General features: G+C 47.7%; 12 protein-coding genes. 6 read left to right on the plus strand and 6 right to left on the minus strand.

The features are described from left to right. Positions 1-254: 254 nt before the first annotated feature. From QUA62_RS10335 to QUA62_RS10345, 3 genes are all read left to right on the plus strand, one after another. Complete coding sequence (locus QUA62_RS10335) at positions 255-2,021, plus strand: NACHT C-terminal helical domain 2-containing protein (RefSeq protein ID WP_333403779.1); 1,767 nt, start codon at positions 255-257, stop codon at positions 2,019-2,021. Between the two features lie 732 nt (positions 2,022-2,753). Continuing rightward, complete coding sequence (locus QUA62_RS10340; RefSeq protein WP_333403781.1) at positions 2,754-4,871, plus strand: DNA-binding protein; 2,118 nt, start codon at positions 2,754-2,756, stop codon at positions 4,869-4,871. Between the two features lie 269 nt (positions 4,872-5,140). Beyond that, entirely contained in the window at positions 5,141-5,680 is a 540-nt protein-coding gene (locus QUA62_RS10345) for an MgtC/SapB family protein (RefSeq protein ID WP_333070929.1), read from the plus strand. Positions 5,681-6,010: 330 nt separating this feature from the next. Here QUA62_RS10345 and QUA62_RS10350 read toward each other — a convergent pair whose 3' ends face one another. After that, positions 6,011-7,111 carry a precorrin-8X methylmutase gene (locus tag QUA62_RS10350; RefSeq protein ID WP_333403783.1) on the minus strand — a complete coding sequence of 367 codons (1,101 nt, stop codon included), beginning with the start codon at positions 7,109-7,111 and terminating at the stop codon, positions 6,011-6,013. A 445-nt stretch (positions 7,112-7,556) separates the two neighbouring features. Here QUA62_RS10350 and QUA62_RS10355 point away from each other — a divergent pair, with 445 nt between their 5' ends. Beyond that, entirely contained in the window at positions 7,557-9,470 is a 1,914-nt protein-coding gene (locus QUA62_RS10355; RefSeq protein WP_333403785.1) for a heavy metal translocating P-type ATPase, read from the plus strand. Positions 9,471-9,966: 496 nt separating this feature from the next. Next, positions 9,967-12,033 carry an elongation factor G gene (locus QUA62_RS10360; RefSeq protein WP_333403787.1) on the plus strand — a complete coding sequence of 689 codons (2,067 nt, stop codon included), beginning with the start codon at positions 9,967-9,969 and terminating at the stop codon, positions 12,031-12,033. Positions 12,034-12,255: 222 nt separating this feature from the next. Here the strand turns inward: QUA62_RS10360 and QUA62_RS10365 are convergent, their stop codons facing one another. The 3 genes from QUA62_RS10365 to QUA62_RS10375 all read right to left on the minus strand — a co-directional run bounded on the left by QUA62_RS10365 (position 12,256) and on the right by QUA62_RS10375 (position 14,417). After that, positions 12,256-12,660, minus strand: a complete 405-nt coding sequence (locus QUA62_RS10365) for a HEPN domain-containing protein (RefSeq protein ID WP_333403789.1) — start codon at positions 12,658-12,660, stop codon at positions 12,256-12,258. A 1-nt stretch (position 12,661) separates the two neighbouring features. Beyond that, complete coding sequence (locus tag QUA62_RS10370; RefSeq protein ID WP_333403791.1) at positions 12,662-13,327, minus strand: hypothetical protein; 666 nt, start codon at positions 13,325-13,327, stop codon at positions 12,662-12,664. Positions 13,328-13,700: 373 nt separating this feature from the next. Beyond that, positions 13,701-14,417 carry a Uma2 family endonuclease gene (locus tag QUA62_RS10375; protein ID WP_333403793.1) on the minus strand — a complete coding sequence of 239 codons (717 nt, stop codon included), beginning with the start codon at positions 14,415-14,417 and terminating at the stop codon, positions 13,701-13,703. A gap of 142 nt (positions 14,418-14,559) precedes the next feature. Between QUA62_RS10375 and QUA62_RS10380 the strand changes: the two genes are divergently transcribed. Then, positions 14,560-14,736, plus strand: coding sequence for a hypothetical protein (locus tag QUA62_RS10380; protein ID WP_190658802.1), 177 nt, complete (start codon positions 14,560-14,562; stop codon positions 14,734-14,736). Positions 14,737-14,754: 18 nt separating this feature from the next. Here the strand turns inward: QUA62_RS10380 and QUA62_RS10385 are convergent, their stop codons facing one another. Together QUA62_RS10385 and petP are read right to left on the minus strand one after the other, a co-directional pair. Beyond that, the gene (locus tag QUA62_RS10385; RefSeq protein WP_190658800.1) at positions 14,755-15,849 is read right to left on the minus strand and encodes a Get3/ArsA fold putative tail anchor-mediating ATPase NosAFP; all 1,095 of its coding nucleotides are present in this window, start codon (positions 15,847-15,849) and stop codon (positions 14,755-14,757) included. A gap of 185 nt (positions 15,850-16,034) precedes the next feature. After that, complete coding sequence (petP, locus tag QUA62_RS10390) at positions 16,035-16,235, minus strand: cytochrome b6f subunit PetP (RefSeq protein ID WP_190658798.1); 201 nt, start codon at positions 16,233-16,235, stop codon at positions 16,035-16,037. Positions 16,236-16,321: the final 86 nt, after the last annotated feature.

A 16,321-nucleotide genomic window follows, 5' to 3' on the forward strand; every position in this document is an offset into this window, starting at 1 on the left:
AAAGCCTAGTCCCCAGACAGCTTCCCGCAAAAGCGAAGGCGGAGCAAGATTCTTCCTCCCCTTTTCTGGTTCCGGGAGGGGTCTGCCAGACGGCGACAACAGGTGCTGGATACGAAGGCTAAGCAACGGGAAGATTTACCGCAGCAATCAATAAGAGTGAAATAACTAGCAACTCGGCCTAAATTGAATTGAGATTTGATTTAATCGCCGTGAATTGTTGGAAATCAAATCAAATTACATCAAAATCAAATACTATGACTGTACAAGGTACGAACGCAGTTGAAAATAACTTGCAGAAAGTCTGGGAAGAATTGGAAGCCGCCAGAATAATGCAGGATGAATGGATGAATTACGGGGTAGATTTTGTGGATTTGTATGTGGAAGATGCGGGCGGTGATTGGTTGGAAAAGTGGGGTAAATGTGAAGAAGAATTAGAGCGAATTAAACATAATGTAGATATTGAAGCAGTCAAAGCAGCGATCGACATTCCCAGCTTTCAGCAGACTAAACTGCTGGAAATCGCCTTGAATTGCCGTTACTATACCAGCGATTACTCCGATCGCCCCGAGGAGTCTCCCGCTTGGCAAGACGTTAAGTACAAACGGCTGTCACTCTTAGGCGGGGCGGTTTTCGGTGCTGTTGTTACCGATTACCTGTACCGCGAATATCCAGAACTCGCTCCAGATGCGATCTCAACTTTAAAAGCTCGTTTAGCAGACCCGAAAAAACTGGCGGAATTTGCACAAAATTTGAAGTTAAACCAACTCGGTTGGCGCGTATGGAATCGGAAACAAACAGACGAAAGCGAGTACAATAGATTGCTTTCGGAGACTTTTGAGGCTTTGTTTGGCGCGATTTACTTGGAGTTTGAGCGGAATTTTTTCTGTGGGGGAAACTGGCTGATTCAGCACTTGATTGAACCAATTGTTAGCCAGCAGGGGGATTTAACTCAGCGGCGACAAATAGGGCCCGAAAACGAGCTGAAACGGCGGGAAATTCTGGGTGCGGATATTCTAGAGGCGATCGCGATCGACTATTTGTACAACCGCTTTCCCGAACGCAGCGCCAGCCAGCTAACTCGCTGGAAAAATATGTTAGTGGCTAAAAAGATTTTTCCCAAAGACTTTAAGGCAAAATTAGGCAGTCATTACCTAGAGTTGGAGAGCAATTTCTCGCGTACCCGCGACTGGTTGGTGGATAACTTTATCAAAAGTGCAGTTGACGAACTGCTAGAGGAAAGCGACACTCAACCAGAATATCTGATTGACAGTGCGAACCCCGAATCGCTGCCAGAATTGGTCAGCCGGATTACAGACAAAAAGTGGAAAAATGAATTTGTGAGAGTTGTCAGCATTTTGCAACCGGCTGACGAACTTTTGCTGCTGATGCAACAAAAATTAGACAGTATGGCGGCTAAAGATGAAACTTTGCAGCAGTTACTAATCTGGGCAAATCACAAGTCTCAGTTAGTGCAAAGGAATTTTAAACCAGTCGAAAATCGCGCTTTTTATGTAGCCTTAGTTTGCGTCCTCGATTTGGCTTTGACTCGCGTCCTCGATCCGAGTCAGAAGTTTGATAGATCGAAAGTTCGCAAGTTTCGGAATTGTTTGGCAAAAACTGGAAAAAATGTAGAATTTGCAGATGTTAACGAGTCTCTGAAATTGGCTTTTGATAATAATGATGTGGCGGGTATTTTGGTTGGCATTTGGGCGCTGGATCTTGAACCAGAAATTAAACAACTGCTGGCACAATTTCAGACTGAGATGCCTGATTTGCAAAACTGGAAAAACTGGCGCAAAGAGTTCGGTAGCTGTTGGCTGGCAAAATTCAAAACTGCGATCGGCTACAATCGAGACTTTCGCCCCCAACAGAAAACTTTGCTGAAACAGTATTACTATGCCCACAACTTGCTGGTGGAATGCCTCAACAGCGATAATTGTCAGGTGACACCGGCCGTCAGACAAAAAATTGAGGATAAAATGTTGTTATTGTCGGTGGATTTGAAGCTGGTTTATATTTAATTTTGATAGCGCGGACGGGCGGGACGCCCATCCCACCAACAGCAACAGGGCTTACCCACTTCCACCCAAGAAACCGGGTTTTTTACCGAATCTGCGGGCTGCAACGCCTCTTTTGGTGAAAAACTCGGTCTCTCGTCACCGATGCCTAAGTCATAACAAAGTTGACACTCCCGGGCCTAAAGGCGGGGGGATTCTTGGTTCTGGCGACATACCTTAAAACTATCTATCCTTGCGGCAATACTTAAACCAAATATCCGTTCAAAGGAACCAAATATTGAGCCTAATTTAGTTAGTCCCAGAGGGTTTTATCTCCCCAAGCGTTCGAGAATTACTTCTCATGTTACCGGATGCCCTACGGTACGTTTTAACTTCCAAAAATTTACTTTTCTGGTTTTGGCTTACGTTAGTCAGCCTAGCTATGTTTTTCGTGGTTTTCGCCACCCACTAACCATTATTGTTTTCCGACCAGTCGTTTGAGCTTGGTGTCTCATGTGTATCGGCGGTTATTCTACCTGTGGTATAAGTGTCATTGTACTCTACCTTAAATAGAAGGCAAGGAAATTTGAAAAATAGATACTAACGCAACTAAACGATTAAAACAAAAATCGGCAATCAATTAAAGCCTTCCTATAAGGACGGGGCTTTAGACCCAATTATTTTGGTAAGATTTAATGGGCAAGTCAAATTTATTGAGTGATGGCTTCCAAATCCTGTATCCCCTAACGGAATTATATGCAGTTGCAGCGCCAATTTAGCGGACAACTGATTGCGATCGACACCAAAACCGCGATCGCCAGTGGCGGTGAAGGTCGCATCTACCCGATCGCCCAAGACTCGTCCCTTGTAGCAAAAATCTACCACAAACCGACAGACGAAGACGGCGACAAACTCACAGTCATGTTCAGTATGCCGCCGGATGCGCCGATCGCGGAACCCGGGCACGCTTCCATTGCTTGGCCGATCGATTTGCTGCATACTGTCGGCGGGCGAGAAAAAATTGTCGGTTTTGTGATGCCGCGCGTCAACAAAGTGATGCCGGTACACACTTTTTACACTCCCAAAACCAGGCGCGAACAAAAACCTCTATTTAGCTATCTTTACCTCCACCGTACCGCCAGAAATCTCGCCTCGGCTGTAAATGCCCTCCACGTCAGGGGTTACGTCATCGGCGACGTAAACGAGTCGAACATTCTGGTGACGGATACGGCGTTGGTAACGCTGGTAGACACGGATTCGTTTCAAGTCCGCGATCCTTATACGGGTTACGTTTATCGGTGTCCCGTGGGGAAACCCGAGTTTACGCCGCCAGAGTTGCAGGGCCAGACTTTCCGCGATATCGATCGAGCTCCAGAGCACGATTTGTTCGGTTTAGCAGTATTAATTTTTCAATTGCTGATGGAAGGTACGCACCCGTTTTCGGGAGTTTATCTCGGTAGCGATGAACCACCGCCTTTGGAAGCGAGAATTCGATCCGGCCATTTCCCCACAGGTACGAAGCGGATTCCCTACCGCCCGATGCCGGCTGCGCCTCCTTTTGAGATGCTGCATCCGCGGCTGCGGCAGATGTTTATCCGCTGTTTTGAGGAAGGGCACGGCAATCCTGCGGCGCGCCCGGATGCGAAAACTTGGGTGAATGCGATTCGGGAAGCGGAAGATGCTTTGGTTACTTGCAGCAAAAACACTCAGCATAAATACGGAAATCATCTCAGTCGGTGCCCTTGGTGCGATCGGGCAAAACTCCTCAAAGGGCGCGATCCGTTTCCTTCGCGGCAAGCAGTCAACAACGGATTGCACTTGCAGCCCGCGAAAACGAAGCGTAAAAAGCCCCAACCACCGCCCGTCGTGATGCAGCCCGCAGTGCGCCGGCAACAGCCCTCCACGGGGCTGTCGCGCCCCATCGGCCAGTACGCAGTGCCCTTGCTGCCGATGCCGATGTCTCCTCGGAGTCGGACTCCGGCGCCTCGGGTTCCCGTGGGCAAGTTTGAGCGCATTGTTCAGGATGCTGCTTGGGGAGGTGTTTGGGGCAGTTTGTGTTTGGCGGCGATCGGGGGGATTTATTCGGTAATAGCTGAGGGCGGCGGCGCTATTTTGGGGGCGATTTTTGTTGGTACGATTTGGGGCTGTTTTTTTGGGATGATGTGGGGCGTTTTTACTTTGGCGCCGAATCAGATTTGGCGGAAGTGGGGCGGAGTTGTGGTGGGGGCGGCTTGGGGCGCTTTTTTGTTGGCGGCGATCGGCGGTGCGGTGTTTGGCGCGATTAATAGCACTCCGGGAATCGGGGAGAGAATTTTGGCTGGGGCGGGGGTTGGTGCCGTCTGGGGCTGTGTTTGGGCGAGTTTTCGGCCTCCTCTGGCGCTGCCGGCAGGGAGGGTGTGGGGCCGGCGCGGAGGGTATTTGGGGGCGGTCTGGGGCTCGTTTGTGGGGACTCTGGCTGGTGTTTTGTTGGGGGCTGGGTTGGTGGTTTGGCAGCAATACGGTGTCCAGATGCGGCCGGTGAATGAGTTTGCGGGTTTGTTGCTGGGTGTGGCGATCGTGGCGGCTGGTGTGGGTTCTGTTGGAGGTGTGGTTTCTGGGGGTTTCTTGGGTTTGTGCGGGTTTTCGCCGAAGTTGCCGATTTCGTTTCAGCCTTCGGGCTTGAAGGGTGGGACTTTGGGGGCGATTTGGGGCAGTTTTTTGGGGACTTTTGCGGGTGCTGTGTTGGGGGCGTTGGTTTCTGCGATGTTTCCGGCTGTTAGCGCTGGGGTGCCGGTGCAGTTGGGGCCTGTGGCGGGGGCGATCGTCGGGGCTGGTTTGGGGGCGATTTGGGGGGTGGTTTCGGGTACTGTTTGGGGGGCTTTGGGCAAGTGGTGAAGAAAGAAGCAACGATGTAAATTTGCAACCGCAGATATTTCTCTGCAAGCTATTACCCAAGCGCCTCAACAAAGCGTGCGATTTCCAGCGCTTGACGTTTCGGGCCCGCACATCGAACCGAACCTCTACTTGAATTTAACTTAGTCTTAACTTAAACTTAACCTGAATTCCCTAGTAAATCTAGCAACTAACCGGAGTTAGATTGAGTCAGCCTGCCACGCCAGGGAATGCGTGCGCGTGAAGAGCCAGTTCTAGTAGGAGTACAGGCAATGAGTTCTATCTTTTTCAGCCCCAACGATTGGCAAACAGTCACCTTTAGGCTGACGGCTGCACTACTGGTAGGCTTCGCGATCGGTATGAACCGCCAGCAGCCAGGTAGACCAGCAGGTTTAAGAACCTTTATGATTGTGAGTCTAGGCGCAGCTATATTTGTAATGATTCCTTTGCAGATGGATGGCGACAGCACCTTTTCCTCTTCCAATGCTTTGAGCCGAACTATCCAAGGAGTTGCCACAGGGGTAGGCTTTCTGGGGGGCGGAATCATTCTGCAACAAACTCAATACCCAGTGGGTAAAGCTGAAGTAAAAGGATTAACTTCCGCCGCAACTATTTGGTTGGCTGCCGGATTAGGTGCAGCGGCAGGCTGCGGTTTGTGGGTGATGAGTTTGATAGGAACGCTGTTTGCACTCTTGGTTTTGAGTGGCGTCAAACGGCTTAAGAAGTCTGCCTTGATTCGTGCTTATGCTAACAGCCAACCCAAAACACGAGTCAAAGATGCCGCCTCAGTGCAAGATCGGCAGCCAGAATAACTGAGCTTCCCTTTTAAAAAGTACAACATATACTCACCACGGTCAAAGACAATGGTGAGTAGCTGAGTACCTTTTGCGGTTAATTGCTCTGGCTTGAAGCTCCGAAATTTTTAGGTTAAAATAGAATTCAAATCTTGTTTATGGGTGAGAGAATCCTGAGTAAGTAAGTCCGGTATTGCTGTCTTAAACCCCGAAAAATCGGAGTAATACTTAGAATATAAACAATTCTTTTTGCCATACTCTTTGAACTAGGTTTCAAGCGATTATTGCGCTATCAAACAAATCCCGATACAGGAAAATGTGAGTTGTAAGCTTTTCTCAAGCCAATTTTTACTTAAGATGACAGTGACAATTCGGCTTTTCAATCAAAGACTCAACCAAAGCATTCAAAGCAACCGCCGCCAACAACCCGCCGCCAAAAGTCCCCACAGTCGTAATATAAGCAACGCCCGATCGCACTAACCGCCGTTTCGCCACCGGAGAATGACTAAAACCGATCGGCATACCAATTACCAAAGCCGGTTGCAGTTGCCCACTCTCGATCGCCTCGCAAACCGCCATCAGCACAGACGGCGCATATCCTATCACCAATATACATCCCTTTTCCAGTTTCAACAACTTTTCAAACCACTCACGCTGCTGCCAGAATTCCTGTTCCGCTTCCGCCGCCGCATTGATGTGCGGGTCATCAATTAAAGTTGCAATACTTGTTCCCAAATGCGCCAATCTTGTCCGATCCAAAGCCGCAAAAACAGGCGGCACATCAGCCACAATTTGACACTGATTTTTCAAAGCTTCCCGCGCCGATTTAATCGCCGTTTCGCTCAACTTCACAAACGGCAGCAGCGAACAATCTCCGCAGGCTAACACCAGTTTAGAAAGCAAGTCTACCTCAATTTCCGAGCGATCGCGCAAATCCGGCAACAAATGCTGCAACGACTCCCCAAAATCCTCCGGGTGAGTGTGCGCCCCCGCATCCCAACCCTCCCAAAGTTGTTCCAACTCATCCAACCCCCCCTCAGTTTCCGCCTGCAACAGCCTTAATTGCGCCAGGGCGTCGGCTTGCACCGCTTGACAGGAAATATCCCGTCCCAGCAATCCTTCCAGCGCCGAAGCCGTTTCTCTGAGGCGAACAATTTGCTGAATAACCGACAGATATTGCCGTTGCAGAGTTGCCATCAGCGCATCCGGGGAAGCATCCGCGTCTGTTTCTAATAGTTTGCGGATGTGAGACAGTTGAAAGCCTTGCTGCTTGAGTGCAACTATTCTTTGGAGTCTTTGCACGTTGCTGCGGGTATACAATCTATAGTTAGAGGTCGATCGCACCGCCGGAGATAGCAGCCCCAAAGTGTGATAATGTCGCACCATCCGAGGGGTAATTGTGCCTTTTGCCGCTTCGGTAAGTTGTTTGATTGTCAGGTATTCTTGCATCCGATTTTGGGAATTTTGGGATTGTATATTTGGTTCTCGAATTCACCCAGAGTCCTAGGAGTGAATCAATTTCCCCCTCATAGCAGAAGTCGGTTAAAACTCACATTTTGTACCAATATCAATTACTTGTTTAGGAACAGGCAAGATGCCTGTTCCACAACAGATCAATTTTATTGTGGAACAGGCATCTTGCCTGTTCTTGAGAATCGTGCAACGTCTCAGTTAAAACCGACTGAAAGATTAAATTCAATTCTCAGCTATCTTCAGTCCTCTTTCAGAGGACTTGCGCTATGAGACAGGGAATTCATTCCCTGTCGGACTGTCGGACTCTGGGACTCAACGAGGGGCGAGTGGATGCTGGATTTATTTTGGTTTCACTCTTGACATTGACATTAATGTCAAGGTTTAGGGTAAAGGAGTCATTCTACCAAATCAAATTTCCCCCATGACTCCCAATTCCCTCCCCATTTCTCGCCTCTGGCGCCTCGCCGCAGAACATCCCGACGCTTTAACTGCCGCCCTGTGCGGAATTCTAGTAATCTTGGGTTCGCTAGCCCTGCAATTCGGCTGGCTGGGTGTAGCCGTGTTAATCTTACCCGCAGCTTATGTTATCGGCGGCTATTCCAGCACCCGCGAAGGCTTAACTACACTTTTTCAAGAACGCGAATTAGATGTAGATTTGTTAATGATTGTCGCTGCTTTGGGCGCGGCCGGTTTGGGGCTATGGCGGCAAGAATATCATTTAATTGTTGACGGTGCGGTGTTGATTTTAATCTTTGCAATTAGCGGCGCGCTGGAAGGTTATGCTATGCAGCGGACTGAACGCAGCATCCGCAGTTTGATGAGTTTGACTGCGGATACTGCTAGGGTGGTAATGTACGGCGGGGAACGAGAAGTTGCGATCGACAAATTGGAAATTGGCGATTACATTTTAGTCAAGCCCGGAGAAATCATCCCCACCGATGCGATAATTATTGAAGGCTACAGTGCGATCGATCAAGCCTCGATGACCGGCGAATCGATGCCCGTGGAAAAAACCAGCGGCGATGAAGTCTATGCAGGTACAATTAACGGTGTCGGGGCGTTGAAACTAGAAGTTCATAAAACTCCAGAAAGCAGCTTGATTCAGCGAGTGATTCGGCTGGTTCAAGAAGCGCAAACAGCAGCCCCGCCTTCTCAAATGTTTGTGGAAAAATTCGAGCGCGGTTATGCCAAATTAATTGTCGGTTTAGGCTTGCTGCTGGCAACTTTACCGCCCTTTGTTTTGGGCTGGAATTGGGAAGAGACAATCTATCGGGCGCTGATTTTCCTAGTAGTCGCATCCCCCTGCGCGCTGATGGCTTCGATTATGCCAGCGCTGCTTTCGGGAATTGCTAATGGGGCGAGACAGGGGATTTTGTTTAAAAGTGGCGCGCAATTAGAGATGATTGGTAAAGTCAGGGCGATCGCCTTTGACAAAACCGGAACTCTCACCACGGGAAAACCTGAAGTTATCCAAATTGTACCAGCAGCCGGATATACTGAAACAGAAGTTCTGCAATTGGCTGCAGCCCTAGAAGCTCATTCCGAACACGCGATCGCCTCTTCAATAGTCAGTGCCGCCCAGCAGCAACAGTTACAATTGTCAACCGCTACCGATGTACAAGCAAAAATCGGTCAAGGAATTGTCGGCAAAGTCAACAATCAAATCATTGCCATTGGTAAAGCCGAATTTGTCGAAGCAACTTCCGAATTAGCTCAAATCAGCCAGCAGTTGCAAGCCGAAGGTAAAACAGTTGTTTGGGTGGCAAAGGGCGCTCAGCTTTTAGGAATCATTGCAGTAGCAGATACCCTCCGCCCCGAAGCAGCAGCAACGGTAAAACGCTTGCAAAAATTAGGCGTAGAACATATAATTATGCTAACCGGCGACAACGAGCAAACAGCTCAACACATCGCCCGTCAATTAGGCATCAATGAAGTGTACGCCGAACTTTTGCCAGAAGACAAAGTGCAGGCAATTAAACAACTGCAAACCCAGTATCACACTGTAGCAATGGTAGGAGATGGCATCAACGACGCCCCCGCCCTCGCTCAAGCTTCCGTGGGAATTGCGATGGGTATTTCCGGGAGTGATGTTGCTTTAGAAACTGCTGATATCGTATTAATGGCAGATAAGTTAGAGCAACTAGCTCAAGCAATTAGTTTGGGTCGCCGCGCTCAAAATGTTGTCAAACAAAATATTGTTTTTGCACTCGGTTGCATTGTGCTGTTATTAGCGGCTAATTTTTTCGGAAATATCACCATGCCTTTAGGCGTCATCGGTCACGAAGGCTCTACAGTAATAGTAACCTTAAGCGGTTTGCGACTGCTGAGAAATTAGACACGAAAAACAGCTAAAATCGAGGCAGAGCAAGAGTGAAATTCGTTTCCAGGCCGAGCCCATTGGTGACACTTTAACGTTAAACTAACCGTCTCTCTTGTTTATATCGAAGCCTAGATCCCCCCAAACCCCCCTTAACAAGGGGGGGACAAGATTCTTCTCAAAGTCCCCCTTCTTAAGGGGGATTTAGGGGGATCGAGACTCAACAACAAGCGACATTTATTATGAGCTTCAGTCTTAAGCTGTTACCAATTGGCAGAGCCTGGGAACGAGAATCCGCTCCGCGTTCATCTGCGGTTAAAAATTCAAAATATTAAGAAAAAATACAATCTGTGTTTTGTTACTCAAAACACGCTACGGTCAAAAGTATTGAATCATACCAAAATCTGAAGTTGCTCGAAAATGCAATAAAAATTAACCTAGAACAAGTCTAGAAAATGGTATAGAACTGATTGCACCCAGAGCAATGGAAAACAAGTTTTCTGTTGGAGGCAATATGAACGAAAATGTCATTGGGGCCGCGCGGAACGTTGCAATTGTTGGCCCTTATTTAAGCGGTAAAACCGCACTGCTCGAAAGTTTGCTGTCGGTGACAGGGACAATTACCCGCAAAGGAAATGTCAAAGATGGCAACACAATAGGTGACAGTTCGCCGGAAGCGCGCGATCGCCAAATGAGCGTAGAAGTAAACGCCGCCACCGCTGAATATCAAGGCGTCCGCTTCACATTTCTCGACTGTCCGGGCTCGGTAGAATTTGTCCAAGAAACTTACAATGCGCTGATTGGTGTGGATGCGGCGATAATTGTTTGCGAACCCGTTGCCGATCGCACTTTAACCCTCGCACCCCTGTTTAAATTCCTCGACGATTGGGAAATTCCCCACTTAGTTTTCATCAACAAGATCGATCGAGCTTACACAGACGAAACTACTTGCGGCAGCAACTTCACCGAGGTGATCGACGCGCTCAAATCCGTTTCCAGTAGACCGATCGTACCTCACCAATATCCGATCGGCAAAAACGAACAAATCATCGGTTTTATCGACTTAGTAACCGAACAAGCTTACCACTACCATCCGGGCGCCGCCGCAGATCCCGTCCCGCTTCCAGAACACCTCAAAGCACAAGAAAGCGCAGCGCGGCAGCAAATGCTCGAAGAATTGGCGAATTTTGACGACCATTTACTCGAAGAATTGCTCGAAGAAATCAATCCCGACGCCGAAGAAATTACCCGCGATTTAAAGATGGAATTAGGCGCAGATTTAATTGTGCCAGTATTCATCGGCATCGCCGAACAAGATTTCGGCGTGCGGCCTCTGCTGGAAGCTTTGCTGAGGGAAGCGCCGACACCCGAAACTACAGCCGATCGTCGTGGCATTATACAAAGTGAAAACAAAGTTCTGGCTCAAATCCTCAAAACCTATTACACGCCGCAGGGAGGCAAACTATCGTTAGTGAGAATGTGGCGGGGGACGCTGGCAGACGGAGCAATTTTGAACGGCGTTCGAGTTAACGGTTTGTACCGCTTGACCGGCCAGCAAACGCACAGTTTGCAGTCCGCCAGCGCCGGGGAAATTGTGGCTTTGGCAAGGCTAGAAGGCTTGAAAACAGGCGATACGCTGGCGCAAGACCGATCGGAAGAATTGCCAAAAGCCGAAATCATCCCGCCTGTCTACGCACAGGCGATCGTCCCAGAAAAGCGCAACGATGAAGTTAAGCTGAGCTCCGCTTTAGCTAAATTGCTAGAAGAAGACCCATCTTTAGTCTGGGAACAGCACGGGGACACTCACGAAATTATACTTTGGGGTCAAGGCGAAATCCACCTGAAAGTAGCTTTAGACAGGTTGCGCCGCAAGTATAACTTGCCGATGGCGACTCACTTACCGCAAGTGCCGTACAAAGAAACCATCCGCAAACCCGCATCTTCCATCCACGGGCGCTACAAACACCAAAGCGGCGGACACGGACAATTTGGCGACGTGTACCTCGACATTCAACCGCAGCCACGCGGAGAAGGTTTCACCTTTAGCGACAAAATAGTCGGCGGCGTCGTCCCAAAACAGTACATTCCCGGCGTGGAAGTGGGAGTGCGCGAGTATTTGGATCGCGGCCCGCTGGGTTTCCCCGTGGTAGACGTAGCGGTGACGCTGACGAACGGTTCCTACCATTCTGTGGACAGTTCCGAACAAGCTTTCAAGCAAGCGGCGCGTTTGGCGATGCAGGAGGGAATGACCAAGTGCGAACCGGCATTGCTGGAGCCGATAGCCAAAGTTGAAATTTGCGCTCCGAACGAGTGTACATCAAAGGTGTTGCAGTTGGTCAGCGGACACCGCGGCCAAATTCTCGGCTACGAAGGAAAAAAAGGCTGGAAGGGATGGGATGCAGTTTCTGCTTATTTGCCGATCGCAGAAATGCAGAATTTGATCGTAGAATTGCGATCGCAGACAATGGGAGTAGGATTTTTTAATTGGGAGTTCGATCGATTGCAAGAAGTGCCGGAACCTTTAGCTAAGCGGGTTTTGCTAACAACTGGCGGCAATGGAAACGGTAACGGTAAAAGTTAGGTAATTGTCTTAAAAAACCCGGTTTCTTCAAGAAGCCGGGTTTTTGCACGAGTTGCTATTAAAGTTTATTGCGATCGATTCCCATTTACCTCACATCTTGCACCATTCTCAAGAACAGGCAAGATGCCTGTTCCACAAAGAGTGAATTTTCTTGTGGAACAGGCATCTTGCCTGTTCATAAAAAGCTTATTGAGAAGGGTGCAACATCTCAGATTTACCGGATTATTGAGTTAACTTACTTAACGCTGAAATAATATTTTCAGCTAGCATTAACGCAGTTCTCGCTTCTCTTTGTAAGTTAAACATAATATCTTCATAATCAGCTTTATTCCTAAGTTCTCTCAATCTGCTTAAATTTTCACCTATTTTGACCATATTTTTCAGTTGAGTTGGGTGGTATATAAATTCTTTTGCTACATATTGATGTTCGTTTATATCGCGATTATTACGAAAAAGTCTTGGGTCTTTTTCAATGTCGCGTAAGTAATTCCGCGCTAGGCAAAATGTCGAATAGTATGCTCTACTTATCGCCGATCGCAACTTGGCTTCCCTGTTACCTGAACAGTCACTATTTGTGGCAGCTAATTCTTGAGCTAAATTCAAATATTCAGACCAATCAAATCTCATTTTATTCCCATTCAAGCCTAATATGTAAATCATTTTTGGGGGCAGCTCTTTTAGCTTCGAGCCACCAACTATCATCAAGGATGTTTAACTTTGCAAAAGCTTCCTCGACTTCGAGTTTGGTGTAAATGGTAATCCACAGCGATCGCCAGTTGGCAATTTCAGGATCGGTTTTCACTTCCAAGCCTAATCTTGCCGTAGGAAATATCGCTAGAATGCGATCGTAACCTTCCAAAATCAAAGGTGCGATCGCTTCTTGTTCCATGATGATTTGAAAACTTTCTATAGGGTTTTCAACCGCGTACAGGCTTTTAATTTTATTAAAAGATGCAATTAAATTGTCAAAAGCTTTAGCTATTTCAGAGGGATTTTCCCTTTCTTCAGGCGGCTGAGGAAAAGAAGGGCTTAAATTTGCAGCATCGGTGCTGTAAATGCTGTCACTTGTCTCGTTGTAGCGTTTGTCTTTTGATTTTGCTTGGTACTGCTCTTTTAAGTCGAGGCGTTCTTTTGTGTAAATCTCGTTCAGAGTGTTGTTTTGTTCTGCTAATTTTTCTAAAGCCAATATCTGACGACTTATATTCTCTTCCAACTCGCCAAGCTGGACAGATGAATCTAGTTTAGCTAAAGCAGCACCAAGGGCTTGCAGACTAATAATATCTCTTGCTTTCATAATAGTCGATGGTTTGGAAGTTAGGGATTAACTTTACCAGTAATTGTGAAACCTGTCTGGAGATTGTAGCAGATTTGGCGATTGAATGTACATTTGGTTCGTAGGGGCGGGTTCACCAACAATATATAACGATGACCAACAATCTATATAAACCCGCCCACACCCCACAGTAAATCTGAATGTACATTTCGATTTACCGTGGGTGGGGGCGGGTTTTCGAGATTGTTTGTTTCAGGCGATTATGGTTTGTGAAACCCGCCCCTACGACATCGCAAATTATACGATCGCGAATCCACGAGACATGATATTAGGCAACTCAATAATTAATTGGTGTATCCGTGTCAAAATCTCTGAGAGTGCTTTCCTTCTCCTATTACAATTGATTGGGGTCGATTCCCATTTCTCGGAGTCTTAATTCTAAAGCTTGCGATCGCGATCGTTCTTGTTCCAGCAAAGTTTGTGCCTCAGTGGCACGTTCCTCTGCTTCCTGTGCCCGTGCTTCCGCCTGCTGTCGCAGTTGAGCGAGTTCCACAAAACTCACAAACGGTTCTCCCGACGGCCCGAACATTTCGAGTCCGGTTTCAGACAATCCAAAGCGCACCCCCAGTCTGGGACTAATCCAACCGTCTATTTGTTCGATCGCCTCTAACTCTTCCTCAACCCGCTGCCATCCTGTCAATTCTAAGGTTTGCGGGTCGTACAAATAGTATTCTTCTACACCGTAACGTTCGTAAAATTTGAACTTTTGAATCATTGGAGCGGGTCGATTTCCCGGCGACCAAATTTCAAACACAACTTGTGGCCCAATATTATCTTCATTCCACTGTTGATAGGAACCACGATAACCTTTTGGTCTACCAAAAACTACCATCACATCTGGTGCTTGGCAAAGTTTATTATTTCCTTCCACGGGATACCAAAGCAAGTCGCCTGCCACGAAAACATTCGGGTCATTCGCAAATAATAGTTCGGAATTTTCCTTAATCCAAACGATTAATCGGAATTGCTCAGTATTATCTGACATTGGTTCTCCGTTATCATCGGGGTAGATAATATTTGATTTGTCGGGAGATTGCAGTTGTGTAACCATTGCTGTTTCCCCAAATTGGCTGCTAATAATATTGTATTGTAAATGATATCAATTCCGTCCTTCGTAGGGGCCGCGTTCACCCGAAATATTTGCAATTATTCCAACGATAAATAAACCCGCCCCCGCCCCACGGCCAATCTGAATGTACATTTCGATTGTTCGTTGGGTGGGGGCGGGTTTTCGAGATTGTTTGTTTCAGGCGATTATGGTTTGTGAAACCCGCCCTTACGATCGCACAAATTATACGATCGCGAATCAACGAGACATGATATTAGAGAACTCGATAATTCATCAGTGTATCCGTGTCAAAATCTCTTAGAGTGCCTTCTTCCTTACCCTAAAAAGAAATAATCAAGTAACCGTTTTGGAACTTAGCACCAGTAACAGATTTCCCAGTTAGCGCCGGAGGCAGCAAAATATTGCGCCGCTGATCGCCCGCTTCGATCGTCACTTCCGGCCCGGATTGAATCAATTTAATTTCTTTCTTGTCAAACCCAGGCAAAAACAAACTAACTTGACGCTGTGCAATGTTTATGTTAATGGGTTTAGGAGCTTTTGCCCCCTCAGAAAAATCTGGCAAAGCATCAATTAGCGGCTGCCAGTTATTCTCATTGTGCGACGGAACCGAAACAGCCGTCAAAGGCTCAAAATCGGCAGTAATAGCTTCTGTAACCGCTGCTTGATTGACAATGACACCGCCCACAGTCAAGCCAACTTGTTGAGAACTTCCCCAAAGATAGCGAGCAGTTGCGATCGCACTTGCATCCCCAGTCGTCACCAAAAAAGCCGCCGTGCGGTTCGGATCAGCCAGCGCTGCCTTACCCTTATCCAAAAGATTATCGACTTGCTTAGTCGATTGAAAAGCATTGTCTCCCGACAAATCCACAGTCAACACGGTACTGACAACCGGTTGAATAAAAGGTGAAACCGCTTTCACCAAATCCGAATCTACCAAAACTTGACGGAACCTGCGGATGTACCAACTCAGAATTTCCGGCATTCCCAGCATCCGCAGCGTATCCATGCCGCCATTGCCGTCATAAACAATTACATCGTATTGTTTGCTGTCCTCGTATTCCCGAAGTTCGTTCAACCCCAGCGCGCTGTCCATTCCCGGCAACACCCCTAATTCTTGACCGTAAATCTCCTTGAAAAACGGAGTACGGACATATTGAGCTTCTAGTTGTTTAACTTCGTCCCACCTGCGTTCTAGCAGCGGCGCGCTTTGCACCTGAACTGCTTTGAGGTTGGGGGCGATTTCTTGGGGGCTGAGAGTCAGGGGAGCCCCTAGCAGAATACCCAATGCAGGGCCCGGATCTTGGCCGAGCAGCAGAACTCGCTTGCCTTGAGCGGCATATTTTTTAGCTGTTGCGATCGCGATCGTACTGCGGCCAGTGCCGCCTTTGCCCAAAAATGTCAAAATCAAAGCCATTTTCTGTTCTCACTGCCAAAGCTTACTCTTTAACATTTAAGCGCAACCTTCAGCCAGAGTGGGGGAGGGGGGAGAGTGGAGGAAGAGGAGAGTCGGCAAGTGGGAGAGTGGGAAAGGGGAAGAATGGGGAAAATTTTTCCTCTTCCTTCTTCCTTCTTCCTTCTTCCTTCTTCCTTCTACATCTGCTAAACGGGTTCTAGCTCATCTTCAAAGAACCAAGTCGAAAAACCGTCAAACTTGACAACCACGCCTACTCCGCTACCGTCAACCATTTTGAATCCGTCAACAGTGCCTACTGGATTCTCTTTTATCCTGCCCACCATATTTGGAGGTATCCGATCTCTGAGACGGCGCACCTTAACTCTCTGACCTACTTCTATTGCCACGGAAATTGTTCTCCTGCTCTATATAACCTATATACAACCGTCCATTTTACAGTTTGGCGTCTACTTCGGAACAGCAACACCAGCAG

Origin of the sequence: Microcoleus sp. MON1_C1 (assembly GCF_036701945.1) — a bacterium.
Lineage (GTDB): Bacteria > Cyanobacteriota > Cyanobacteriia > Cyanobacteriales > Microcoleaceae > Microcoleus.

Excerpts from the sequence above, each read along its gene's own strand:
- QUA62_RS10375 (WP_333403793.1), bottom strand. The coding sequence starts at position 14,417 with ATGGTTACACAACTGCAATCTCCCGACAAATCAAATATTATCTACCCC.
- QUA62_RS10335 (WP_333403779.1), top strand. The coding sequence starts at position 255 with ATGACTGTACAAGGTACGAACGCAGTTGAAAATAACTTGCAGAAAGTC.
- QUA62_RS10340 (WP_333403781.1), top strand. The coding sequence starts at position 2,754 with ATGCAGTTGCAGCGCCAATTTAGCGGACAACTGATTGCGATCGACACC.
- QUA62_RS10360 (WP_333403787.1), top strand. The coding sequence starts at position 9,967 with ATGAACGAAAATGTCATTGGGGCCGCGCGGAACGTTGCAATTGTTGGC.
- QUA62_RS10350 (WP_333403783.1), bottom strand. The coding sequence starts at position 7,111 with ATGCAAGAATACCTGACAATCAAACAACTTACCGAAGCGGCAAAAGGC.
- QUA62_RS10385 (WP_190658800.1), bottom strand. The coding sequence starts at position 15,849 with ATGGCTTTGATTTTGACATTTTTGGGCAAAGGCGGCACTGGCCGCAGT.
- QUA62_RS10370 (WP_333403791.1), bottom strand. The coding sequence starts at position 13,327 with ATGAAAGCAAGAGATATTATTAGTCTGCAAGCCCTTGGTGCTGCTTTA.
- QUA62_RS10365 (WP_333403789.1), bottom strand. The coding sequence starts at position 12,660 with ATGAGATTTGATTGGTCTGAATATTTGAATTTAGCTCAAGAATTAGCT.
- QUA62_RS10380 (WP_190658802.1), top strand. The coding sequence starts at position 14,560 with ATGTACATTTCGATTGTTCGTTGGGTGGGGGCGGGTTTTCGAGATTGT.
- QUA62_RS10355 (WP_333403785.1), top strand. The coding sequence starts at position 7,557 with ATGACTCCCAATTCCCTCCCCATTTCTCGCCTCTGGCGCCTCGCCGCA.
- QUA62_RS10345 (WP_333070929.1), top strand. The coding sequence starts at position 5,141 with ATGAGTTCTATCTTTTTCAGCCCCAACGATTGGCAAACAGTCACCTTT.